The sequence below is a fragment of the Mycobacterium sp. SMC-2 genome (genome assembly GCF_025263485.1).
GTDB lineage: Bacteria > Actinomycetota > Actinomycetes > Mycobacteriales > Mycobacteriaceae > Mycobacterium.
In genome coordinates this window covers 5,715,613-5,737,939 of sequence record NZ_CP079863.1, presented here as the reverse complement: position 1 = coordinate 5,737,939, position 22,327 = coordinate 5,715,613, and the positions used below count along the sequence as shown (strand labels likewise).

Annotated in this window: 22 protein-coding genes; 5 read left to right on the top strand and 17 right to left on the bottom strand. The window is 65.8% G+C overall.

Annotated elements, in window-relative coordinates:
* Window positions 1–27 precede the first annotated feature (27 nt).
* The 5 genes from KXD96_RS26940 to KXD96_RS26920 form a co-directional block, all read right to left on the bottom strand.
* Window positions 28–1,179 (bottom strand): amidohydrolase family protein, encoded by a 1,152-nt coding sequence (locus tag KXD96_RS26940; protein ID WP_225601079.1) that lies wholly within the window; start codon window positions 1,177–1,179, stop codon window positions 28–30.
* Window positions 1,180–1,286: 107 nt separating this feature from the next.
* Window positions 1,287–2,849, bottom strand: a complete 1,563-nt coding sequence (locus KXD96_RS26935; protein WP_260741969.1) for a class I adenylate-forming enzyme family protein — start codon at window positions 2,847–2,849, stop codon at window positions 1,287–1,289.
* A 28-nt stretch (window positions 2,850–2,877) separates the two neighbouring features.
* Window positions 2,878–3,720 carry an alpha/beta fold hydrolase gene (locus tag KXD96_RS26930; protein ID WP_225601077.1) on the bottom strand — a complete coding sequence of 281 codons (843 nt, stop codon included), beginning with the start codon at window positions 3,718–3,720 and terminating at the stop codon, window positions 2,878–2,880.
* 12 nt (window positions 3,721–3,732) lie between these two features.
* Window positions 3,733–4,884: a thiolase family protein gene (locus tag KXD96_RS26925; protein ID WP_225601076.1), complete on the bottom strand. Its 1,152-nt coding sequence runs from the start codon at window positions 4,882–4,884 to the stop codon at window positions 3,733–3,735.
* A gap of 294 nt (window positions 4,885–5,178) precedes the next feature.
* Window positions 5,179–6,414 (bottom strand): amidohydrolase family protein, encoded by a 1,236-nt coding sequence (locus KXD96_RS26920; protein ID WP_225601075.1) that lies wholly within the window; start codon window positions 6,412–6,414, stop codon window positions 5,179–5,181.
* 145 nt (window positions 6,415–6,559) lie between these two features.
* Here KXD96_RS26920 and KXD96_RS26915 point away from each other — a divergent pair, with 145 nt between their 5' ends.
* On the top strand, window positions 6,560–7,162 hold the full coding sequence (locus KXD96_RS26915) for a TetR/AcrR family transcriptional regulator (RefSeq protein WP_225601074.1): 603 nt from the start codon (window positions 6,560–6,562) through the stop codon (window positions 7,160–7,162).
* A 77-nt stretch (window positions 7,163–7,239) separates the two neighbouring features.
* Here KXD96_RS26915 and KXD96_RS26910 read toward each other — a convergent pair whose 3' ends face one another.
* The 3 genes from KXD96_RS26910 to KXD96_RS26900 form a co-directional block, all read right to left on the bottom strand.
* Window positions 7,240–7,653, bottom strand: a complete 414-nt coding sequence (locus KXD96_RS26910) for a Zn-ribbon domain-containing OB-fold protein (protein ID WP_225601073.1) — start codon at window positions 7,651–7,653, stop codon at window positions 7,240–7,242.
* A 1-nt stretch (window position 7,654) separates the two neighbouring features.
* A complete protein-coding gene (locus KXD96_RS26905) occupies window positions 7,655–8,845 on the bottom strand; it encodes a thiolase family protein (protein ID WP_225601072.1) in 1,191 nt (396 codons plus the stop codon).
* Between the two features lie 168 nt (window positions 8,846–9,013).
* Window positions 9,014–9,757 (bottom strand): alpha/beta fold hydrolase, encoded by a 744-nt coding sequence (locus tag KXD96_RS26900; RefSeq protein ID WP_225601071.1) that lies wholly within the window; start codon window positions 9,755–9,757, stop codon window positions 9,014–9,016.
* 179 nt (window positions 9,758–9,936) lie between these two features.
* On the opposite strand from KXD96_RS26900, the gene KXD96_RS26895 reads away from it, so the two are divergent.
* On the top strand, window positions 9,937–10,725 hold the full coding sequence (locus tag KXD96_RS26895; protein WP_225601070.1) for an SDR family NAD(P)-dependent oxidoreductase: 789 nt from the start codon (window positions 9,937–9,939) through the stop codon (window positions 10,723–10,725).
* A 21-nt stretch (window positions 10,726–10,746) separates the two neighbouring features.
* Here KXD96_RS26895 and KXD96_RS26890 read toward each other — a convergent pair whose 3' ends face one another.
* From KXD96_RS26890 to KXD96_RS26850, 9 genes are all read right to left on the bottom strand, one after another.
* Window positions 10,747–11,862, bottom strand: a complete 1,116-nt coding sequence (locus KXD96_RS26890; RefSeq protein WP_225601168.1) for an acyl-CoA dehydrogenase family protein — start codon at window positions 11,860–11,862, stop codon at window positions 10,747–10,749.
* A gap of 134 nt (window positions 11,863–11,996) precedes the next feature.
* Entirely contained in the window at window positions 11,997–13,487 is a 1,491-nt protein-coding gene (locus KXD96_RS26885; RefSeq protein WP_225601069.1) for an aldehyde dehydrogenase, read from the bottom strand.
* Between the two features lie 26 nt (window positions 13,488–13,513).
* Entirely contained in the window at window positions 13,514–14,302 is a 789-nt protein-coding gene (locus KXD96_RS26880; protein ID WP_225601068.1) for an enoyl-CoA hydratase/isomerase family protein, read from the bottom strand.
* The gene (locus KXD96_RS26875) at window positions 14,299–15,879 is read right to left on the bottom strand and encodes a class I adenylate-forming enzyme family protein (RefSeq protein WP_225601067.1); all 1,581 of its coding nucleotides are present in this window, start codon (window positions 15,877–15,879) and stop codon (window positions 14,299–14,301) included. The genes KXD96_RS26880 and KXD96_RS26875 overlap by 4 nt, the downstream gene beginning before the upstream one ends.
* A gap of 7 nt (window positions 15,880–15,886) precedes the next feature.
* Window positions 15,887–16,420 (bottom strand): aromatic-ring-hydroxylating dioxygenase subunit beta, encoded by a 534-nt coding sequence (locus KXD96_RS26870; RefSeq protein WP_225601066.1) that lies wholly within the window; start codon window positions 16,418–16,420, stop codon window positions 15,887–15,889.
* Between the two features lie 5 nt (window positions 16,421–16,425).
* On the bottom strand, window positions 16,426–17,715 hold the full coding sequence (locus tag KXD96_RS26865) for a Rieske 2Fe-2S domain-containing protein (protein ID WP_225601065.1): 1,290 nt from the start codon (window positions 17,713–17,715) through the stop codon (window positions 16,426–16,428).
* Window positions 17,712–18,164 carry a Zn-ribbon domain-containing OB-fold protein gene (locus KXD96_RS26860; RefSeq protein ID WP_225601167.1) on the bottom strand — a complete coding sequence of 151 codons (453 nt, stop codon included), beginning with the start codon at window positions 18,162–18,164 and terminating at the stop codon, window positions 17,712–17,714. The genes KXD96_RS26865 and KXD96_RS26860 overlap by 4 nt, the downstream gene beginning before the upstream one ends.
* A 5-nt stretch (window positions 18,165–18,169) precedes the next feature.
* Window positions 18,170–19,330 (bottom strand): thiolase family protein, encoded by a 1,161-nt coding sequence (locus KXD96_RS26855; protein ID WP_225601064.1) that lies wholly within the window; start codon window positions 19,328–19,330, stop codon window positions 18,170–18,172.
* On the bottom strand, window positions 19,327–19,578 hold the full coding sequence (locus tag KXD96_RS26850) for a hypothetical protein (RefSeq protein WP_225601063.1): 252 nt from the start codon (window positions 19,576–19,578) through the stop codon (window positions 19,327–19,329). Before KXD96_RS26850 ends, KXD96_RS26855 begins: the two co-directional genes overlap by 4 nt.
* A gap of 196 nt (window positions 19,579–19,774) precedes the next feature.
* Between KXD96_RS26850 and KXD96_RS26845 the strand changes: the two genes are divergently transcribed.
* The 3 genes from KXD96_RS26845 to KXD96_RS26835 are packed head-to-tail and all read left to right on the top strand — an operon-like array spanning window position 19,775 to window position 22,318.
* Complete coding sequence (locus KXD96_RS26845) at window positions 19,775–20,683, top strand: alpha/beta fold hydrolase (RefSeq protein ID WP_225601062.1); 909 nt, start codon at window positions 19,775–19,777, stop codon at window positions 20,681–20,683.
* Window positions 20,684–20,693: 10 nt separating this feature from the next.
* Window positions 20,694–21,551: a 2-oxo-hept-4-ene-1,7-dioate hydratase gene (gene hpaH, locus KXD96_RS26840; protein WP_225601166.1), complete on the top strand. Its 858-nt coding sequence runs from the start codon at window positions 20,694–20,696 to the stop codon at window positions 21,549–21,551.
* Window positions 21,548–22,318 carry an aldolase/citrate lyase family protein gene (locus KXD96_RS26835; RefSeq protein ID WP_225601061.1) on the top strand — a complete coding sequence of 257 codons (771 nt, stop codon included), beginning with the start codon at window positions 21,548–21,550 and terminating at the stop codon, window positions 22,316–22,318. The genes hpaH and KXD96_RS26835 overlap by 4 nt, the downstream gene beginning before the upstream one ends.
* Window positions 22,319–22,327 lie beyond the last annotated feature (9 nt).

Below are 22,327 nucleotides of genomic sequence, written 5' to 3'. Positions count from 1 at the left end.
GACCCGTGGTCCCGGTGCCGTCGACGATCAAGCCGCCTTGGGGAAGTTGTAGAAGCCCCGGGCGTTGAGTTCCACGATCTTGTGGGCTTCGTCGTCGGGCACATCCTCCAACGCCTGGGCGGCACGTTCACGGCTCTGCGGCCAGAACGAATCCGAGTGCGGGTAATCACACTCCCAGGTGATCTGGTCGATGCCGATCTTGTCGCGGACCTCCATACCAAAGTCATCCTCGATGAAGCAGCCATGGAAGTGCTTCTTCCACAAGTAGCTTGGCGGATGGTCTTGATTGACGTTGTTGTAGAAGCGGTGCTTGCGCCACACACTGTCGGCGCGCTCCAAGATGTAGGGAATCCAGCCGACGCCGCCCTCACTCAAGCCGATCTTCAGCTTGGGGTGACGGTACAGGGTGTGGCTGAACAACCAGTCGGTCAGCGCGGTCATCGACATGGTGCCCATCAAGGTGACGAACACCGCGAACGGGGCGTCCGGCGCGATCGGCGGCGGGAAGCCGCCGGAACCAAAGTGCTGGGCTAGCACCATGCCGGTCTCCTCCATCGCCGACAGCAGCGGATCCCAATGATCGGAATGCACCGAGGGCAGACCCAGCTTGTCGGGCAGATCCGGGAAGGTGACGCACTTGGCGCCCCTAGCGGCGACGCGGTGGACTTCCTTGACACTGGCCTCGATATCCCAGAACGGCAGCATCGCGACGGGGATGAATCGGTCGGGCGCGGTGGCGGCCCACTCATCGAGGTGAAAATCGTTCCACGCCTTGGAGCACAACACCGCCAGTTCCTTGTCCTCGCCCTCGGCGAAGACCGCACCGGCGAATCGCGGGAACGACGGGAAACACGTCATCGCCTGCACGCCGTCGATGTCCATGTCGGCGACCCGGGCCTTGGGGTCGTAGCAGCCGGGGATCATGTCATCGTAGCGCACCGGCTCGATGCCGTACTGCTCGGGCTTCTTGCCCGCCACCGCGTTGAGCCCGATGTAGGGGTATATACGCCCCTCGTAATCCCAGACCTGACACATCTGTCCGGTGTCGGGGCGTTCCCATTCGATGATCTTCGGCCCGGCCTCCAAGTGCTTGGTGGGGAGTCGGTCGCTCCAGACCTTCGGGTGTTCGATCAGGTGATCGTCGACGGAGATCAACTCCATCCAGGGCTGCAACGGCATCAATGTCTCCTTGGGCGGGTGACGTCACACAGCCGTGAAACGTCAAAACATTTAGTTATTTAGCTGTGATGGTAGTCACCGCATCGCCTGCCAGCAAGCAAATCGGGCTATCGCGGCGGGCAGCCGGTTCGGTCAGGCCCGTGGTGCGCAATTTGTCGTGCCAGTTCGGCTTTGGCCACCTTGCCCAGGCCGGTCAGCGGGAAATCATCGACGATTACCAGAAGCTCGGGCCACTTCTGCCTCATCAGGCCGCGCTCGTCGAGGAAGATGCACAATTCGTCGAGCGTCGGATCCCGGTGCCGCGGTGATCGGCGCACCACGGCGCAGACCAGCTCGCCGCGCAGCTCGTCGGGCACCCCGACCACGGCGACCTCATCGACCATAGGATGGCGCAGCAGTTCACTCTCGATCTCGGCAGGCGCGATGTTCTCGCCTTTGCGGATGATGAGTTCCTTGGTGCGGCCGGTAACGACGATACGGTCGTCGGGCCGCAGCAGCCCGCGGTCGCCGGTGCGGAACCACCCGTCGTCGGTGAGCGCCTCGGCCCACTGCAACTCGTCGCGGTAGCCCACGGTCATATTGGCCCCGCACAGCTCGATTTCACCTTCGGTGTCCGCCGGTAGCACGGTCCGGGTGCCGTCGGGTTCATAGCGCACGATGCGGATTCGGGAGCCGGGGATCGCCGAGCCGCTGGTCTGGATCTGCTGCTCGGTGGTGTCGTCGGCGCGGCTGACACAGATCATCGCCGCCTCGGTCATGCCGTAGGCGTGGACGACGGGAATACCGAGGTGTTCGCGGACCCGCCGGTGCAACTCGGGTGGGCACGGGGCGCCACCGCCGATCAACATACGCAGGCTGGGCATGAGCGGTTCGGCAGCGCCGCTGTCGATCTGCGCCGATACCAACATCTGGTAGACGACACTGCCTCCGCCGGCCACGGTGACGTTGTGCTCGGCGAGCAGTGCGGGCAGCTGCTCAGGTGCGAACTTGGGGACCATCAGCAATGGGTATCCCGCCAGAAGGGCACACGACAGGTACACCATCCCACCGATGTGCGCGATCGGAAAACAGATGATGCCGGTCTCCGCCGGGTGGCCGCCCAGGCCAAGGTACTCGGTGAAACCCTTTGCGGCCGAGAGCAATGTCGCGTCGGTGTGCAGCACACCCTTTGGGCTGCCGGTGGTGCCGGAGGTGAAGTAGATCCACTGCGGCTCGGCCGCGTCGCGGTCGGCTGGTGCAAGCTCCGGGTGCGCGGTGCGTTGTAGGCCGCGGAGTATGGCGACGAAATCGTCGGGGACGTTGATGGAGTGCACGCCGGCAGGGGCGTTGGCGGCAGTAGAGCCGTCGACGATGAGCACATCGGCGTCGCCGACCTCTACTGCCTGCGCCACCTCGCGGCCGCGGTAGATGTGAATGATGGGCGCTTGGGTGACGGCGGACCGAGCCAGCGCCAGCATCAGTAGTGCGGCCGGGACGGTCGAAGGCAGCTGCCAGGCCACCGTCATGCCCGGCCGCACGCCCTGATCGTGCAGCCACCAGGTCGCGGCCAGCGACAGCCGCGCGACCTCGCCGACGGTGAGAACGTCGCCGTCGACATCGCGCAGCAGGGGCTGGCCGGGTCGGGCCGCTGCCGTCTCATCGAGCAGGCCGGCGATCGTCTCGGCGCTCACCCACGCCCGCCCGGGTTCACCGGCTGCACTAGGGCCTCCTGACGAGATCGGTTACCGCGCGGGCCAATTCGTCGGGTTGATCCAACATGACGTAGGTCGAGCTGTCGTCGATGGTGCGCAGTTCGCCGTTCGGGAAGGCCTCGGCCAACCGCATACCATGTGCCACCGGAAACATCTTGTCGCAGGTGCCCCACGCCATCAGCGCCGGCTTGGTCCACTCGGTGATCGCGCCGGACGCGGCGAGTGTGTAGCGCGAATTAAGGCTGGCGCTGAACCGGACCGCTTCCCGGCGGACCGTCGATGAGGTCATGAACCCACCGAAGATGGCGGGCTGGCGGTCGGTGGGGATGCCGTGCCGAGTGACCGCCGAGGCGAAAAACGATCGACCCGGGCCGGTGGCCAGCGCCCGCATCACCACGGCGCCGACGCGGGCACTCGACCCGCACAACTTCACGATCGGCGCGAACGATTTCGGCGGAAAGTGTTCATAGCTGTCACAATTGGTGAACACCAGCCGAGACACTCGGCCGAAGTCCAGTGCCGGGTCGCCCAGCGCTGCCAGCACGATGCCCCCGCCGGTGTCATTGGCGATCAACGTGACGTCGCGCAGGTCGAGCACCTCCAGCAGGCCGACGATCCGTCGTCCCGCGGCCACCACACCCAGGTCCGCGGCGCCGGCGGGCGTCGACTGCGCGCCGAACGGCCAGGTCGGCGCGATGCAGTGGAAGCCGGAGGACAGCCGAGCGATCACGTCCTCCCACAGCGAGCCGGTCACATAGGCGCCGTGGACAAAAACCAGCGTCGGACCGGAGCCGCATTCGGTGTAGTGGATCTTGACGTCGCCGACGCTGACCGAACCATCTTCCGGCATCCCGGCCCGCGCCTACTTACTCAGGATGGCGACTGCGGCCGTGCCAGGTGCCCCGTACAGCTGGGCCAGGGCCACCTGCGGGTCGTTGGGCGCCTGACGTTCGCCGGCGGTCCCGCGCAATTGGTGCACGAGTTCGTACACTTGCCGCAGACCCGACGCGCCGACAGGCTCGCCGTTGGCGATCAGCCCGCCATCGGTGTTGATCGGGAGCCGGCCACCGATCTGAGTGGCGCCATCGGCCAGCAGCGCCTCTTGTTCGCCATCCTTGCAGAGCATGGTTTCGGCCATGTGGATGATCTCCGAACCGGAATCGGTGTCCTGCAGTTGCGCGACGTCGATGTCCTCGGGACCGATACCGGCTTGCTCGTAGGCGGCCTTGGCCGCCTCGGCGGTCGTCCCCGGCACGATCGGCAACTCGATAGAGGTGCGCAGCAGCTCATAAGCACCCTCGCGGCGGCTGCGCAGGGCCGAGGCCCGAAGGTAGATCGGGGTGTCGGTGTACTGCTTGGCCTTGTCGGCGCGACAGACCACCACGGCGGCCGCGCCCTCGTTCGGGTTGCAGTACATGTACTGGCGCAGCGGGGCGTTGACGATCGGGGAGTCCAGGATGGCTTCTACGCTCATCGCCTTGCGGCGCCACGCGTGCGGCGTCAGCGCACCGTTGGCGAGATTCTTGGCCGCAACCAGGGCCAGCGTCTGCTCGCTGATCTCATGGTCGTGCATGTAGCGCATGATCTTCGTGCCGAAGTAATGCGTGGTCAAGAACATGCCCTGGTCGCCGTACCACTGCGGAAGGCCGGATACCGACGGGTCGGCGCCGAACGCGCCGCGGGGGTGTTTGTCCAGCCCCACGCCAACGGCGATCTCGGCCTCGTCAGCCAACACATCGCGCGCGGCCAGCGTCAACAAGGAATTGCCCGTGGCGCATCCGCTCAGCGTCGCGCGCGCGGGTAGCCCGGTCATCCCGACGAGACCGGTGACAGCCTCGGGATTGGCGACTTCAAGGCTGCCGGCGTAGAGGCTGTCGACGTCTGTCCAGTCGATGCCGGCGTCCTTGACAGCCCGGTTGATCGCAACCGCGCCCAGCTCCAGCGCCGACCGGTCTGCATACCGGCCGAAGGGATGGAGTCCGACGCCGATGATGGCGATGTCAGGCCTGGTCATGGGGCTCCTTCGGTGTTCTGCGAACGTGGCCATGCCGACTGGCAGCTGTGAGCGCTGGTCCCGCTGTAAGTCTATAACTATATATCGGATTAAAGGATACCGGTGGCTACATCCAGCGACCTGCGGTGGCCGCGCGGTCACAGTGGTAGCGGCATTCGCCCGCATCGACTGCATCGCCTTCGCCGGCTGCGAAGCCGTCCAGGTGCGCCCCCATGGGCGGCCGAGCGCTGCTGTCGGCGCCGACCGGAGACAGAAGGGCCCGAGCTGGTGCCCGGGCCGTTCTCGGCTCGACCGTCAGGCGCTGGTGGCTTCCAGCACCGGGGGATTGACGGCGTCGGGATCAGGGTTGCGGATCGGCAGGCCCAGGAACCGGCGGGCGTTGTCACCCATGAAGTCATACGTGCGCCGCTTGTCCATGCCTTCGGCGTACTTGAAGTAGCCCCTGGCGGTCGCCAGTCCTTCGGGATGCGGCCAGTCCGAGCCGAACAGCACCCTATCCCAGCCGACGGTATTCACGACGTCGGCCACCCGGCCCTCCCAGAACGGGCTGACCCAGATGTTGCGGCGGAACACGTCGTGCGGATGCTCGGCGAAGTTCTGCGGCATCTTGTTGTACGTCGACTGAAGATCGTCGAACAGCGGCTTGATCCAGGAGCTGCCGTTCTCGACGCTGGCGATGCGCAGCTTCGGGAATCGGGTCAGCGTGCCGTGGCAGATCAGGCTGGTCAGCATGTCGGCGATCTCCCGGTGTCCGAGCGCCGTCCACTTGAACGCCGACATCTCGAACGCGCTGACTGTCTCTGGCGGCTCCCACATGCTGATGTAGTCCTGCAGCGGCGGCTGGCTGGCGTGCAGGACGATCGGCAGTCCGGCGGACTCAACGTCGCTCCAGAATGGGTCAAACTCGGGCAGCGCCGGCGATCGCCAACCTTTGTAGCCGTTGACCGGCGCCGGCTTGATGAGTGCGACCTTGGCCCCGTGGGCCAGGATGTACTCCAGTTCGCGGCGCGCGTTGTCGACAATTCCCAAGGTGAGCACCGGCGTCGAGTAGATGCGGTCGGCGTAGACATAGCTCCAGTGCTCCAGCATCCACTGGTTGAGCGCGTGGATGATCGCCGCGGTCAGATCGGGATCCTCGGCGGCCGAATGTTCGACCAGGTTGGCCAGGGTGGGGTAGTTCAGACATGCCTCCACCCCCTGACGGTCCATCTCGGCGATGCGGTCCTCGGGGTTGCGCGATCCGGCCGGCGCCTCGATACCCCGGCCAGACATCTCCCGCATCGAGAGTCCCTCGGGATTTTGTCCGGAGTAGAACTTCTCGTGCGCGCCCGGCGCCGCGACCCGCTCGAACGTCGGATTCGGCATGTAGTCGGTGATCTTGTTGAGGATCGCGATTCGGGTGTGCCTGCCGATCTGGACGAACTGCACCTTCGACCGATACTTCTCAGGCAGGTATTTGGTGAGCGCGTCGGACGTTTCATACATGTGCTGATCGGCATCGAAGATCGGTGCCTCGGTGAACTGTGTCATCGCTTGCTTCTTCCTCCTCCTCGGTGTGCTGCCGAGCTTGAACTAACTTGACAATAGTGTCAAGTCGGGCCGGTGTAAATACCAGAGCAAGCGCGCTGCAGTGCAGCGATTGCTAGTTGACGTTCTTGTCGTATACGGTTTGGCCATGACCGTAACTTCGGGTTCAAAGCCCGCTGAGGCGCTCGACGCCGGCCGCGGCGTGCGCACGAGGACCGCGATTCTCCAGGCCAGCCGCCAGCTGTTCCTCGAGCGTGGCTATGCCGGCACACCGATCAACGCAATCACCGAATCGTGCGGCATCTCGCGGGCCGGGTTCTACACCTACTTTAAGGACAAGCGCGAGGTCTTCAACGTTCTCGGTGAGACCGCCTATCACGATGTGCTCGCCGTACTTTCGGTACTGGAGGGTTTCGGCGGCACCCTGGCGCTCGAGGACCTTCGCAGCTGGGTCGGCGACTACTTCGCTTACCTCGATCGCCACGGTGCGTTCGTGATGGCGTCGGCTCACTCTGCCCCGGATGATGAGGCGTTTCGTCGCTCCCGCAACCGTATGCTCACCCGTGCCTCCTGGAAGCTAGGTCAGGCCATCGGCGGTACCGGGACGCACTCGCCGGAGGTGATAGGTGTCGCCGTGATGGGTCTGCTCGACCGCTCGTGGTATGCGGTGCAGACGCAGACCGTCGCGGTGGACCGCGACGAGATGATCGCGGTGGTGGCCGAGATGATCTATGCCATGACCCGCCTCTGACTGCTGGCTATCCCACGCTCGCCTGCTCGTTGGCCGAAAGCCACACCATCTGGCGACCCGCGCGTGGCCCGGCAATGTCAGGCCGGGCGGAACGCATAGGTCAAAAACGATTGCCCGTCCGCGGTTTCCAGCGTCGTCACGGTCGACACCATCGACTGGCCGATGCGTAACGCGTCGGGGGAGGCACCCACGATCAGGGTCTCCACCAGCAGACCCTCGGCCAATTGGACGAAACCCACCACATAGGGCCGGAAAGTCTCGGGTGTGCGGGGACCTTTATAGGGCAGTGGTGGTGCGAATTCCTGGGTCGTGTAGGTGTAAAGCGTTCCCTCGGTGGACAATTCGATCGACTCGATATCGTCTGTGCCGTCGAACAATTCCGGACGCTCGGCCGGGAACCTCACGACACCGGTGGAGCGTCGGCGTGAACCGAACAGCACCGAACGGTCGCCGTCGACCCGGAACAGCCCCTCTGCGATCAACGCGCTCATCTCAAACCACCTCGATAACCATTGCTGCACCCATGCCACCGCCGGCACACATCGACAACACGCCGATGCCGCCGCCGCGGCGGCGGAGTTCATAGATCGCCGAGGTCACCATCCGCGCACCGGTGGCCGCGATCGGGTGGCCGAGGCTGATGCCCGAGCCGTAGACGTTGACGATCTCCTCGTCGAGTTTCAGTTCCCGCGCGCAGGCGACGGCCTGCGCGGCGAAGGCCTCGTTGATCTCGAACAGTGCGACGTCATCGAGCGTGCACCCGGCCAGCTCAAGTGCTTTGGGAATCGCCGTGATCGGCCCACTGCCCGTGCGGTTGGGGGCCACACCGACCGAGGCCCACGAGAGCACGTTGGCCAGCGAAGCGGCCTGCGAGCCGGGGGCTGTCAGAGCGACTACGGCGGCGGCGTCGTTGATGCCCGAGGAGTTGCCCGCGGTGACGGTGAAGCCGTCGATCTCCGGGTGTAGCACCTTCAGCTCTGCCAGCACCTCGAGTGTGGTGCCCCGCCGGGGGTGCTCGTCCTCGGCGAACGTGACCGTCGAGCCGTCGGCCTGGAGGACTTCGATGGGCACGATCTCGTCGACGAACGAGCCTGCGTCGATCGCCTTGATCGCGCGCTGATGTGAGCGCAGCGCCCACTCGTCCTGATCCTGCCGGGTGATGCCGTACTGCACCGCGCAGTTGTGTGCCACGGTGATCGACATGTCGAGTGCGGGGGCATCGTCGGTGGGCGGGTGCGAGAACGGCATCCAAGGATCCTGGTAGTCCTCGGCGGACTTGCCGGTGGTGAAGGGCTTTCGCTTACGCAAAAGCGGCGTGGTGGAACAGGATTCCATCCCGCCCGCCAACACGGCACGGCTCATCCCCGAGGCGATCTGACCCGCGCCCACGGCGATCGCAGTCAGGCTGGAAGCGCACTGCCGATTGACGGCCATGCCGGGAATCTCGGTGAGCCCCACATCGACCGCGATATACCGGGCGCTGTCCCCGCCACCCTGCAAGCTCTCGGCGATCACCAGGTCCTCGAACTCCGAGGCGGGTAACCCGGATCGATCGATGACCGCAGCGACAACCGGCTTCGCGAGATCTTTGGCGTCCATATTGGCCAGGGTGCCCTTGCGCGCGGTGCCGATCGCCGTGCGGGCGGCGGCGACGATTACTGCCCGGGGTGGTGCTGTCCCCATGTCTCTCCCTGGGTCGTAGGACGGCAAACGGCACGGTGACCCGGCCGGCCGAGTTAGTCTATACCGTTAAATAGATATCGGTATATCGGGTCAGCGGGCGAACCGGTCCGAGGCCCTCGGACAGCAACTCAGTCTCATCACCGACCGGACCGCCGCCGCGCGGTCCGGCTAGTCGCTTTCCCAGGAGCGGCATCGTTCGATCAGGATGTGTGCCAATACTTCTGGATCGCTGACCATCAGTTCGTGGCACGCGGCCACCGGGATCTCGTGGTGCACGCCGCCCAGGGCGTTGATGCTGTTGCGCTGCGACTGCACCGACAGGGCCCGGTCGCGAGTCGTCAGGATCCAGGTACGCGTCACGTCCTCGGGCAGGCCGCTGCGGTCGACGGGCTCGGCCGGAATCCGCGCTGATTCCGGGCATAGCCGTGACAGGGCGAACATCCGTTGTTCGCGGGTCATGCCGTTGCAGAATGCGTATCGGGCGGCGAGCTTGGGAACCTTGGTCGGCTTGCCGGTGCTGGCGGCCCGGCGTGCGAAATATGCCAGCGGGCCGCTGAGAGTGTCCACGATCGCCGTCCCCTGCGGCGGGACGAACGCGGTCGCCAGGATCATCTCCCGAACCCGTGTCGAACCGAGTTTGGTGACGACGACCGGCACGGTCACGCCGGCCATCGAGTGCCCGGCGATGACAATGTCGCCGAGGCCGGCGTCTTCGATGTCGGCGACGACCGAGTCCGCCCATTCACCGATCGTGGCAGTCGCGAGATCACCCGGCTTCCGTCCGTGGCCGGGGAGATCCACCGCCAGGATTCGCAGCCGCGGTTCGCGCCTGCACAGCTCGGCGACCGTCAGATCCCAACAGTCTCCGGCATGTTCGCCGCCGTGGACGAGGACCAGATCAGGCAGGGTCATGCGTGCGGTCCTCGGTCGATGGCGGCGATCGGGACGCTATTCTGGCATGGGTGTCACTTCGGTGACAAGACCGTCGACAGCTGAGCGGTTGAGACGGTGCGGTGATCCGTCAGCGCCCGCCGGGGTGGTCTCAGTGTGGTTTAGGGTTCTGACGGTGATGTCTACTGCAGGAGGTCGCGATGGATCTGCGCGTCGGTGGCAAGGGCTATGTCGTCGTCGGCGGCACTGCGGGGATGGGGCTTGCCGGAGCGCGCGCGCTCGCCGCCGAGGGTGCCGCGGTCGTCGTGGTGGGACGCAACGATGACAAGGCCAAAGCAGCCGCGGCCACGTTGGTCGGCGACGGCGCGGCGGCCGCGTACGGGTTGGCCGCGGATGTCAGCCAGGCCGGTGTGGCGATCGCGGTAGTCGAGCAGGCGGTGGGGCTCCTGGGGCGCCTGGATGGCATCGCCGTCACGATGGGCACTGCGGGGATGATGCCGATCGACTCCGATGACGACGCCTGGGAGAACGCATTTCGCGATGTTCTTCTGGCGACGACCCGGTGTGTCCAGGCTGCGCTGCCTCACCTGATCGCCAGCAGGGGAGCGATCGTGACCACCGCGGCCTATTCGGCGCGGGCTCCGCATGAGCCGCGGCTGCCCTACGCCAGCCTCAAGGCCGCGGTCGCGGCCTTCACCCGTGGGATCGCCCGCACCCATGGAAAATCCGGCGTGCGCGCCAACTGCGTCGCCCCCGGTGCGGTGGAAACCGACGCGTTGCACGCGCTGCGCGGAGCGATCGCCAAGAGCAAGGGTTATCCCTACCACGAGGCACTGGAGCGGGCGCTCGTCGAGGACTTCGGTTTCGACGCCGCGCTGCAGCGCCCGGGACAGCCCGAGGAGATCGGGGCGCTGATCGCATTTCTGCTCTCCGATGTCTGTGGTTTCGTGACCGGGCAGACCATCTACGCCGATGGCGGTGCCCCATGAGGGGTGACCGGTGTAGGCACCTCATCCCAGCAAAGCGCGAGCGACGACGTCACGCTGGACCTCGGTCGCGCCTTCGCCGAGCCGTTTGACGCGCAGATCGCGAAACCAGCGCTCCAGCGGCAGTTCGCCGGAAAGTCCCAGCGCGCCGTGAATCTGCATGCAGCGGTCCAGGACCTGGTAGGCGGATTCGGTGGCGCACAGCTTCGCCGCTGAGGCATCCACGGCGACGTTTCGGCCCAGGTCGGCGTTGCACGCCGCCTGGTAGGTCAGTAGCCGGGCGGCGCGCAGCTGGACCTCGCTGTCGGCCAGCATCCACCGGATCCCCTGCTTATCGGCGAGCTTGCCGCCGAAAACGTCGCGGTCTTTGGCCCACCGGCACGCCATGTCCAGCGCGGTCTGGGCGATGCCGATCGGGCCGGCGGCGTAGATGATACGGCCGTGGACGAGGAAATCGGTGGCCAGTGAAAGCCCTTGCCCCTCTTCGCCGATCATCTGGGCGGCCGGGATCCGGACGTCGTCGAAATGCAGCTCGCAGGGGGCAAAGGACGCCAGCACCGGGATGCGGCTGAAGGTGACACCGGGGGTGTCCCTCTCGACGATGAACGCCGAGATGCCGTTACGACCCGCCCCGGTTCGGGCGTAGACCACGCCCCAGTCGGCGCCGGGCGCGTGCGATATCCACATCTTCGACCCGTTGAGCACGTATTCCGACCCGGCGCGAACGGCTTTGAGCCGAATGGCGCGTGCGGGGTCCGATCCGCCCGATGCTTCGGTGATCGCGGTGTAGGCCTTGCTCATGGTGCCCTCGATGATCGGGCGTGCGTACTTTTCGAACTGCTCGGGTGAGGCCTTGAACATGACGTTCGGTGGGTTGCCGCCGAACGCACCGAGCGCCGGAAAGAATGCCCCCATCCTGCATTTCGCCGCTTCCTCGGCCACCACCACCTGGCCCAGCGCGCTGAGGCCGGCGCCGCCGAATTCCTCAGGTGTTTGCAGCGCCCACAGCCCGATCTCACGCGCCTTGGTCTGTAATTCGACGAGCTGTTCGCGCGGTAGACCGTTGGCGTCGTGTTCGAGCCCGTCCTCGAGTGGATGCACGTGGGTGTGCATAAACCGCCGGACCGTGTCACGCAGCATCACCAGTTCGTCGGGCAACTCCCAGGCCCCCCTGGAGCCGGCCGCAATTGTGGACACGTCAGATCCGGATGGCGACGGGGGCAAATCGGAGCGTCATGCGTGTATCTCCTTGGTGGAGAGCAGTGTCGGCTACCTCAGCCGAGCGTGAATGGGTCACGGGTAGCACCGGACAACTCCACCCACACCGCCTTGGTCTCGGTGAAGTCCTTCACGGCGTCGATGCCGTTCTCCCGGCCGATGCCGCTGTAGCCCATACCGCCGAACGGAACATGCGGGCCTACAACGCGATACGCGTTGACCCATACGGTTCCCGCCCGCAGTTTGGCCGCTACCCGGTGTGCCCGGTGGATGTTTTCGGTCCACACGGAGCCGGCCAGGCCGAACTCGGTGGCGTTCGCTGCGGCCACGGCCTCATCTTCGTCGCGGAAGGTCATCACCGTCAGCACGGGCCCGAAGATCTCTTCGGTCACCGCTCGCATCGATCGGTTGACGCCGGTGAGCACGGTCGGCTTGACGAACAACCCGCCGAGGTCGTCTGCCGGTTCACCGCCGTACCTGATCGTCGCGCCCTCCTCCCGGGCGGCGGCGAAGTGCGACAACACCTTTCGGTACTGCGGTTCGTTGGATATGGGCCCCATTTCGGTCGCCGGATCCTTCGGGTCACCAAGCTTGATGGTGGCCGCACGGGCGACAATCCTGTCCACCAGCGCATCGGCGACGTCTTCGTGCACCAACAGCCGTGATCCTGCCAGACACGTCTGACCGGTGGCCGCGAAGACGCCGGCGATCACACCATTGGCCGCCGCATCGAGGTCTGCGTCGGGAAACACCACCTGAGCTGACTTCCCGCCGAGTTCCAGGCTGAACCGGGTCATGTTCGCGATCGCGGCCCTGCCCACCTGGATTCCGGTTGAAGTCGAGCCGGTGAAAGCGACCTTGTCGACCCCCGGATGCGACGCCAGTGCGGCGCCGGTCCGGGGCCCCCAGCCGGTGACGACGTTGATCACGCCGGGCGGGAAACCGGCCTCGGCGAACAGTTTTGCGAACGCCAGCGTCGACGTCGGGGTGTGGTCGCTGGGTTTGACCACGAACGTGCAGCCCGCGGCGAGTCCGGCGGCCAACTTCCAGGTCAGCAGCAGCAGCGGCGAATTCCAGGGCGTGATCGCCCCGACCACCCCGATTGGCTCGTGGCGGGTGTAGACAAAGAAGTTCGGCTTGTCGGTGGACACCACCGCACCCTGCAGCTTGTCCGCCATCCCGGCGTAGTAGAAGTAATAGTCGGGCAGCGAGCGCATCTGACCGACCATCTCTCGCAGCAGCTTTCCGCCGTCCCGCACTTCCAGGTCCGCCAGGGTCTCGGCTTCGCGTGCGATGACCTCGCCGAGCCGGTAGATGAGTCTGCCGCGAGCAGTGGCGGTCAGCTGCCCCCACGACCCCTCGAGAGCGGCCCTGGCGGCTGTTACCGCGAGGTCGACGTCGACGGCCTCACCGTCGGGTACCCGGGCCCAGGCCTTCCCGGTGAACGGGTCCACGCTGTCGTAGGTCGCACCCGAGACGGCCGCCACCTGCTCGCCGCCGATGAGCAGCTTGAACTCGGTCAACCTATCGATCGCCGCTTCAGTCATGGGTCCTCCCGCTCAGCGAAATCAGGTCACCGAAAGCGTGGCGTGCGCTTGTTGGTCCGTGAGTCGGTTCGCTCGTCGCCCCTGGGGTTGCCAATCTGGGTGTAGGACAGGCCGTGCCGCTGGCGCAGGCTCGGCGATAGGTCTCGCGCCTCCCACATCGCGCGCACGGTGCCCTGGATGGCCAGGGGTCGCCGAGCCGCAATCTCGCGGGCCAATTCGGCTGCACGAGGCCGCAATTGGTCGTCAGTAACGATTTCGGTGACCAAACCAATCCGCTGCGCGGTCTGTGCGGTCAGCCGTTCCTCGCTGCCCAGCAGCGCCCAGCGCATCACCTCGCCGTAGGGCACACCGAGGGACAACATTCCCATCGGCTCCAGCGCCGACACCGCGCCCGAATTGACATGCGGATCGAAGAACGTCGCGCTCTCCGAGCAGATCGCGAAGTCGCATTCATTGACGAAGTACATCGCGCCGCCGGCCACCATGCCGTGCAGCGCCGCAATCACCGGCTTCCACACCAGGTTTGCCTTCGGCCCCAGGTGGGCGCCGGGATCTTCCTGATTGAAGATCGGCAGGTGATACCACCACGCGCCCTTGGACACGTCGATACCGGTACAGAACGCCCGCTCGCCATTTGCGCGTAGCACCGCGACAAAAATGTCGTCGTCTTCGCGGATCCGCCGCCAGGCAGTGGTGAGCTCGGTGGCCATCTGCTCGTTGAAGCTGTTCAGCTGGTCGGGACGGTTCAGCGTCACCGTCGCTATGTGATCGGTGACCTCGAACTCGATGGTGGTCGGGTTATCCAGATCGGTCACGGCCGCTCCTTGCTCGGTGCCGATGTCATGGACAGTCTCCCGTCCCTACCGCTGAATTCGATTACCTGGTTAGCTATCTCTCGCTTCAGGATCTTGCCTGCCGGTCCGAGCGGAAACTCGTCGCGAAATTCGAAGCGGCGCGGTTGCTTGTAGCCGGCCAGTTCGGCCCGGCACAGCACCGTCAGTTCCGCCGTCAGACCTTCCAGGTCGACGGCGGTGCCCTTGCTTTTTCTGGGGATCACCACTGCGACGGGCGACTCACCCCACTCGGGATCGGGCACACCGACCACCGCGACCAGTTCAACGCCGTCGTGGCGGGCGATCACCCGCTCGATCTCGGCGGGGTAGACGTTGAACCCGCCCGAGATGATCATGTCCGATTTCCGGCCGGTGATGTGCAGATAGTTCTCGGTGTCGAGGTAACCGAGATCCCCGGTCCGCAAGCCGTCGGGTCGGAATGCTTCGGCCGTCTGTTCGGGGCGGTTCCAGTACCCGATTGCATTCGCCGGACTCTGGATCACGATCTCGCCGATCTCCCCGGCCGGCAGGGCGGCGCCGTCACCGTCGACGATCCGAATCGAGCACATCGGAGTCTCCTGCCCGCAGGAGGTGGCTATCGATGTCTTGCCGGCGACGATATCGCGGTGGTCTTGCGGGGTCAGGATGGTGGCCTGGCCTCCGCACTCGGTCAGCCCGTAGCGCTGCTGCAGATCGCAACCCAGCAGATCCATCGCCTTTTGCGCCAGTCCCGGCGGTACCGGGGCCGAGCCGTAGGAGATCCGGCGCAGGCTCGACATGTCGCGGGGCGGCCCGCTCTCGATGATTGCCAGCGTCCGTTGCAGCATGGTCGGGATGAACGTCGTGAAGGTAATTGCGCTGCGTTCGATCTCGTCGATCACGGCCTGCGGATCGAACCGCTGGTGAATCACCATCGTCTGGCCGAGATAAAGCCACGACACGGTGCGGACCATGCCGCCGGCGGTGAAGAACGGTGTGGTCGCCAGCATCACGTCGGACCGGTTCGCCTCCGTCACCAGATTCGTGTCGGCGGCCTGATAGAGCAGTCCCCGGTGGGTGTTCATCACGCCCTTGGCGCGGCCGGTGGTGCCGCTGGTGTAGAGGATGACCGCGATGTCATCGGGGGAGATGGCTAGTCGCGGCGGGTCCGGATCGGCTGCCGCCAGGGCGGTCTCGTAATCCGGCCCGATGGTGAAGACGATCACGTCGTTGAGCTCGAGAGCGAACTTGTCGTGCTGGTCGGCGTGCACGATCGCGGCACGCGCACCCGAATCGTCCAGAATGTGGGCCACTTCGTCCGGTGCCAACCGGATGTTCACCGGCACCGCGATCAGTCCGGCCTTGGCCAGCCCGAACGAAATCTCGGGCCATTCGATGCAATTGCGCGCAATCACCGGCACTCGGTCGCCGGGCAACAGGCCGCGGCCGAGGAGCAGGCTGGCCAGCCGCCGCGCCCGGTCATCGACCTGCGTCCAGGTGTGCACCCGGTCGCCATCCACCAGCGCTCGCTTCTGCGGGTACCGGCGGGCATTGTTGGCCGAGATATCGCCTACCAGCACGTGGTTCTCATATCAGGAAGGCCAATGTGTCGATCGGGCCGCCGGCGTCGATGAGATTGACGACCTTGCGAAGCAGCCACAGCTCGCCCGGTTTGCCGGTGCGGCGGACAGTGTGACTGACCCGGCCGGCCCAGAATCGTTGCCGGTAACGGTATTCGAACAACGCGAAATTGGACTCGACGGTCACGGTATCCGGCGTGGTGTCGGACACCTCGCTATTGGACAGTACCCGGCGCATCACCGAGGGCGGGATCTGCGAATGGCGGTTGCCGGTATTGAGCTGGGCCACACGGCTTTTGATGCGCCTACGATTGTCGTTAACGTAGGCCAGCGTGGTGCGGGGGTCGTCGTCGGGGTGCATGGGAACGCGGTACAGGACGTTCTCGTCATCGGCCCACAAGGCCTCCCACTCCGAGTAGCGGCCCTCGTCGGCCAGCCGCGCCTCCAGGTGCAAGAAGGACAGGATCTCGGGATCCGGCAGAGGGCGCACCGCCGCGGAGATGATCGCAGACCGCTGAGCAATGTCTGTCTCGATGGTCATGGCGGTCAGGCCTTTCCACCGACGACGGCCGCCCACTGGGCATAGAAACCACGCTGGGGCGTCTCGGCGCTCTTGTCGGTGTTTACGATGCCGGTGTCATCAGTGACGTCGCTGTCGACACCGCGGGACAGAACCAGCCACTCAGGCTCTTCGGCGGCCAGGCCCGCCTGGTTGCGCATACCGATCTCACCGTCGTCGGCGATCAGGAAGCCCGCAGGCCCCATCGCGCCCTCGGCACGACGCAGCGTGCGCTCGTTGAGCTTGTCGTGACCCGGGATGAGGACCGCTGTGGTGTAGGCGACCGTGCGGTCAGGGGCCTGCGGTTCGACAAACATCACGTTCATCTCGGCCAGAAACAGGTTGGGCCAGATCAGCGTGTGCGGCGGGCCGACCACCAACGCGTCGTGCGCCTGCTCGGGGCCATAGGCGCCCTCGAGCGCGGCGACATACTCGGCGAGCTTGGTCCGCGGAATGCGGCCGTACCAGACGAATTCCTCGTCGAGCTTGCGGTATTCGTTGCTGTAATCGATCTCGGAGTGCCCGCCGCCGATATCGCGGACCAGCACGTCGACCTTGGTAGGCACGTGCGAAACCTTGGCGGGGCGAATCGCGTCGTACACCGACGCGTGGGTGAACAGCGCGTGATAGCCGTCGACATTGTTCTCCACCACCATCTTCCAATTGGCGTGATGCAGATGCTTCATCCAGTTGGCGCGCAGGTCGATCGAGCGCGTCGGCGACAGGTTGAGCAGTCGGTCGATCGCGTGCGTCGCCTTGCCCAGATGTTCGGCCAGCGTGACACCCGCGGGCGACAGCGACGCGAAGATGAACCCGCCATAGCTATCCACCCGCGGTGCTTCGGCCAGGCCCAGGCCGGAGCGCACCTGGTCAAACACCTCACCGTAGGCTTCACGCATCGGAACACCGGACAGCGCACCGGTATTGGCGAAGGTCCAGCCGTGGTAGGGGCAGCGGAACGAGTTGGCGTTGCCTTTCTCGGCATTGCACAGCTTGTTAGCGCGATGCGTGCAGCGGTTCAGCAGCACCCGCACCACACCGTCCTTCCCGCGTGCCACCACCACGGGATCGCGGCCGATCATCCGCGTCAGGTAGTCGCCGCGTTCGCTGACCTCGCTCTCGTGGGCGACGTACACCCACCCCTTCTTGAAGATGGTGTCCATCTCGCGGGCGAAGATCTCCGGTGACGTGTAGACCGAGCCGTGCACACGGTCGCGCCGCACGACTGTCGAGACGTCGAAACCATCTGCGGCGGTGAGTTGTTCGAGGGTTGTCACGCAAGTTCCCCTAGTTCGGAGTCGGCGGAGTTTGTCACGGCGGGTATATGGACCATGCCGAGCTGTCGGAAGGCCACCTGTACCGCGGTACCGATCGCGGGGGCGTCCTGGCCCGGATGCAATGTGGTCATGATCAGCCGGTGGCCGCTGACGAGTTCGACGTCGACTACGGGGTACGGAGCGTCGGTCAGGACCAGACCCGGCTCGCGTCGGTGCATGACGGTCGAGGAGTGCACGACGCCCTCGGGGACTACCACCCGCCAGTCCCGTTGCTGACCACCGCATCCGTCGCACACGTGTTGCTCGAGCTCGAGCGTGAGCTTGCACGACGCGCAGAACGGCAGCGCAAGTTCGCCGCGCGCGGCCGCGTCGTAGAGCGGACGCAGCGGATCGTCCTGCACGTTGGGCGCCAGCTCGGCGCTCAGCAGCCAGTCGGACACAACGTTCATGGTGCTCACGCCGCCCGCTCCAGCACCAATGCGGCATGGTGGTCCATCCGGCCGCCGAGGCCGCCGACCAGCGCAGTGCTGGCGCCGGAGACCTGACGGGCTCCGCCGTCCCCTCGCAGCTGAACCACGGCCTCGGCCAGCGGCGTCATGCCCTGCAGGTAAAAGCCGGACAGTTGGCCGCCGCCGGTGTTGGTCGGTAGTGCACCGTCCGGGCCGAGCTGGCCGGCCCGGACGAACTCTCCCACGGGGGCCTCGCCGGTCAACTGGTACTCGTCGAGCAGGATCAGTGTCACGATGGTGAACGGGTCGTACAGTTGCACGACATCGAGGTCGTCGCGGCTCATCCCGGCCTGGGCCAGCGCATCGTCGACGGCGCGGCGGCCTCCTCCGAACCACGACTCCGCGCCGGCGCGACGACGCCGCACCGGGTGCTCGCGTCCGGTGCCGCGTACCCGCAGGCGCGACGTGCCGATCGCCGGTCGGCCGGTGACCACGATCGCTACCGCCCCGTTCACCGGCCGTGCACAGTCCAGCCGCCGCAGCGGTTCGGAAATCATTGGGCTGGTTCGGTATCCGTTCTCATCCAGTGGCTCGCGGCTCACCGCGTCAGGGTTGCCTTCGGCCCAACGTCGCGCGGTCGTCGCGACAGCGCATAGTGCGTCGGTGCTGTTGCCGGTGACATGCAGCCAGCGCTGCGCGAGCAGGGCGTAGGTCGGGACCGAGCCGAGCAGGCCCGATGCCCGCTCGAAGCCGCGGGCGCCGGCGTTGCCGCCGCTTTGCGCGTAGGTCGATCCCGACCCTTTGCCGGCCGCCAGCGGGGCGTCGGCGAAGACGCAGATCACTGTCGACGCCTCGCCGGTGGCGATGGCATGCCGCGCCCGCTGGATCATCGCGACGGTCGTCGCGCCCTTGATCTCCACGTGCTCGAGGAGCCGCAGGTCGCCGAATCCGCCCTGCGCCGCGAACCCGACGCCGAGCCGGTCCGGCCGCAACCCCTGTGACGAGCCGACCAACAGACCCTCGACGTCACGGTGTTCGATGCCGGCGTCGGCAAGGGCGGCCCGCGTAGCCTGGCCGGCGAGCTGCACCGGGGTGGCGTCCCCGGACGGGCTGGGGCGCAGCGACATCTGAGTCATTCCCAACCCGACGATGTCCACGTGGGTCATGGTGTCGGTGGCTTTCGTTCGCCCCGGTAGTGGCCGACTCGCAGCCAATCCTCGCGATCCTCGGGTGTAGCAAGGGTGAAGCTGGACAGTTCCAGGGGGTCCAGGAAGACCTCGTCACCGCTTTCCAGATCCTCGACCAACAGGCGGCGGCCGTTGCCGGACCCGTCCAGCCACAGCCGGACCGCGGCGAACTCATTGATCAGGATCGCCAACTCGCGACGCTTCGGCGTGTGATTGTCGGATTCCATGGCGACGGTGGCTCTTCTCTGGTGCTCAAGTTCAGGCGGAGAGACTCACCAAGTATTACCGCATACAACTGTCAGAATCAATCGACCGATTGTTGGGCGGCATTGCGGTAACCGTGCCAGAACATGCACACTGACTGCGTAAAGTCGTCGCTGACGCTGGGCGACACCGATGTCAGAAATGCTGCGAAGGGACCGTATGACCGAGACCGTCACCTCCGGTGCCGTGATCGACACTGAGGACTACCGGAGCATCTGGATGTACCTCAAGGAGCTGGAGTTCCGGCAGGGGTTCATCGACGTTGCGGTGCATGGGTCGCGGGTGCGGACCCGCTATGCCGAAGCGGGCCGGCCGGACAAGCCGCATGCGATCCTGCTGCACGGCACAGGCGGGCACTGGGAGACTTTCGCGCCGAACCTGGCCGCGTTGAGCGAGCACTTCCACTGTGTGGCGATCGACATGGTCGGCAACGGCTTTTCCGACAAACCTGATTACGACTACGAGATCGCGGTCTACGTCGAGCATGTCCTCGGCGTGATGGACCACTTCGGGATGGAGCGGGCGAACTTCGTCGCGATGTCGCTGGGCGCCTGGGTGGCCTCGACGATCGCGGCGCACCATCCCGACCGGGTGTCGAAGGTGATCCTGATGTCGCCGGCGGGCAAGGAGGCGGCCGCATCGAACATGGCGCGAATCCGCGCCGAACGAACCAAAGCCGTCAACGAACCCACTTGGGATTCGCTGCACGCGGTGTTCGCCCACCTCATCGCCGACGAGGCCAACCGCCTGCCGGACCTGATCGGGCTGCGCCGAGCGATCTACCAGCGGGACGACACTCGAGAGAGCATCGACCACCTGCTGATCCTGCAGGACGCCGCGGTTCGCGATCGCAACCTGATACCCGAGGACGAGTGGAAGTCGATCACCGCACCGGTCATGGTGGTCGCCTCGGGTCGCGACCACGGGGTGTACCAGGAGACGGCCACCTCGATTGCCCGCTTGATCCCGCATGCCGAGGTCTTTGAGATGCCTGATGTCCGGCACTGGCCGCATTTCGAAGATCCGGAATCGTTCAATTCAGCGGCTGTTTCGTTCCTCACCAGGTGAGACTGTGCCGATGAGACGGCCGGGGCCCGGCGAGATCGACGAGATCGCTCGAAGGCTGTACGCGGCCGAGCAGAACCGCAAGCCAATCCGGCAGTTATCGCTGGAGTTTCCCGACATGACCGTCGAGGACGCCTATGCGGTACAACGGGCACTGGTCGGACTCAAGGTCGCCGACGGTCGCGTGATCAGGGGCCGCAAGATCGGACTGACCTCCAAGGTCATGCAGCGGGCTGCCTCGATCGACGAGCCGGACTACGGCGCGATATTCGATGACATGTTCATCGAGGACGGCGGCCATGTGGCGCTCGGCCGTTTCATTCGCCCCCGCATCGAGGTGGAGCTGGCCTTCGTCCTCGGTGAAACGCTGCGCGGACCCGGCGTGACGTTATTCGACGTGCTGCGCGCCACCGAATTCGTGACCCCGGCCTTGGAGATCCTCGACGCTCGGGTCCAGATGTCAGACCCCGAAACCGGCCACCTGCGCACGATCGTGGACACAATCGCCGACAACGCCGCCAACGCGGGGCTGGTGCTCGGTGGCCGGGTGTTCCGCCCGCTAGACGTCGACCTGCGCTGGGTGGCCGCGCTGCTGTTGCGCAACGGCACCATCGAGGAGTCCGGCGTCGCTGCAGCCGTGCTCAACCATCCGGGCAACGGCGTAGCCTGGCTGGCCAATCGGCTTGCCCCGCATGATGTTTCGTTGCAGAACGGTGACGTGATTCTCTCCGGTTCGTTCACCAAACCGGTGTTCGCCGAGCCTGGGGACAGCTTCGTCGCCGACTACGGTCCGCTCGGCACCGTCTCGGTGCTGTTCGCCCCCCGCAGCCACCCGCCCGGCGACATCGAGCAGAGCGACCCGGCGCCATGACCTCACGCTGGGCGCAGCGGATCGCCGGTGACCGTCCACGGTTCGGCATGTGGCTCGCCTCGGGCAGCGGGTACATCGCCGAGATCTGCGCCGGATCTGGTATCGACTGGGTGCTGGTCGACCAAGAGCACGCACCCAACGACATCCATAGCACGTTGGCACAGCTGCAGGTACTGGCCGGCTATCCCGACGTCGATGTGGTGGTGCGCCCACCGGTGGCCGACCCGGTCCTCATCAAGCAACTCCTCGACATAGGCGCGCACAATCTCATCGTCCCGATGATCGGCAGCCCCGCGGAAGCGTCCGCCGTCGTCGACGCAACCCGGTACCCGCCCGCTGGTATCCGGGGGGTCGGCAGCGCGTTGGCGAGAGCTTCCCGCTGGAACCGCATTTCTGACTATCTCGTCACTGCGGATGACCGCGTCTCGGTGACGGTGCAGGTGGAGTCGATGGCTGCGCTGGCAGTGTTGGGCGATATCGCGGACGTCGACGGAATCGACGCGGTCTTCATCGGGCCTGCCGATCTAGCCGCCTCCATGGGCAAACTTGGTCAGCCCGAGCATCCAGAGGTAGTGCGTGCCATTGAGAATGCGTTAGCGACGATCGTCGAGCGCGGCAAGAGCGCGGGCGTGAACGCGTTCAACGAGACCCTCGCCCGGCGATACCTGGCCGCCGGAGCGACGTTCGTTCTGGTCGGTGCCGACGTGACACTACTGGCCCGCGGCGCGGAGCAGCTGGTCGCCAGGTACCGGCAGCGCCAGCAATAAGCTTTATTT

Bases quoted from the DNA above. Each gene is read 5' to 3' on its own strand.
- KXD96_RS26850 (WP_225601063.1), bottom strand. From the start codon at position 19,578: ATGGAATCCGACAATCACACGCCGAAGCGTCGCGAGTTGGCGATCCTG.
- KXD96_RS26930 (WP_225601077.1), bottom strand. From the start codon at position 3,720: ATGCCGGAAGATGGTTCGGTCAGCGTCGGCGACGTCAAGATCCACTAC.
- KXD96_RS26905 (WP_225601072.1), bottom strand. From the start codon at position 8,845: ATGGGGACAGCACCACCCCGGGCAGTAATCGTCGCCGCCGCCCGCACG.
- KXD96_RS26860 (WP_225601167.1), bottom strand. From the start codon at position 18,164: ATGAACGTTGTGTCCGACTGGCTGCTGAGCGCCGAGCTGGCGCCCAAC.
- KXD96_RS26910 (WP_225601073.1), bottom strand. From the start codon at position 7,653: ATGAGCGCGTTGATCGCAGAGGGGCTGTTCCGGGTCGACGGCGACCGT.
- KXD96_RS26900 (WP_225601071.1), bottom strand. From the start codon at position 9,757: ATGACCCTGCCTGATCTGGTCCTCGTCCACGGCGGCGAACATGCCGGA.
- KXD96_RS26915 (WP_225601074.1), top strand. From the start codon at position 6,560: ATGACCGTAACTTCGGGTTCAAAGCCCGCTGAGGCGCTCGACGCCGGC.
- KXD96_RS26885 (WP_225601069.1), bottom strand. From the start codon at position 13,487: ATGACTGAAGCGGCGATCGATAGGTTGACCGAGTTCAAGCTGCTCATC.
- KXD96_RS26835 (WP_225601061.1), top strand. From the start codon at position 21,548: ATGACCTCACGCTGGGCGCAGCGGATCGCCGGTGACCGTCCACGGTTC.
- KXD96_RS26855 (WP_225601064.1), bottom strand. From the start codon at position 19,330: ATGACCCACGTGGACATCGTCGGGTTGGGAATGACTCAGATGTCGCTG.
- KXD96_RS26845 (WP_225601062.1), top strand. From the start codon at position 19,775: ATGACCGAGACCGTCACCTCCGGTGCCGTGATCGACACTGAGGACTAC.
- KXD96_RS26870 (WP_225601066.1), bottom strand. From the start codon at position 16,420: ATGACCATCGAGACAGACATTGCTCAGCGGTCTGCGATCATCTCCGCG.
- KXD96_RS26890 (WP_225601168.1), bottom strand. From the start codon at position 11,862: ATGCTGCGTGACACGGTCCGGCGGTTTATGCACACCCACGTGCATCCA.
- KXD96_RS26925 (WP_225601076.1), bottom strand. From the start codon at position 4,884: ATGACCAGGCCTGACATCGCCATCATCGGCGTCGGACTCCATCCCTTC.
- hpaH (WP_225601166.1), top strand. From the start codon at position 20,694: ATGAGACGGCCGGGGCCCGGCGAGATCGACGAGATCGCTCGAAGGCTG.
- KXD96_RS26920 (WP_225601075.1), bottom strand. From the start codon at position 6,414: ATGACACAGTTCACCGAGGCACCGATCTTCGATGCCGATCAGCACATG.
- KXD96_RS26895 (WP_225601070.1), top strand. From the start codon at position 9,937: ATGGATCTGCGCGTCGGTGGCAAGGGCTATGTCGTCGTCGGCGGCACT.
- KXD96_RS26940 (WP_225601079.1), bottom strand. From the start codon at position 1,179: ATGCCGTTGCAGCCCTGGATGGAGTTGATCTCCGTCGACGATCACCTG.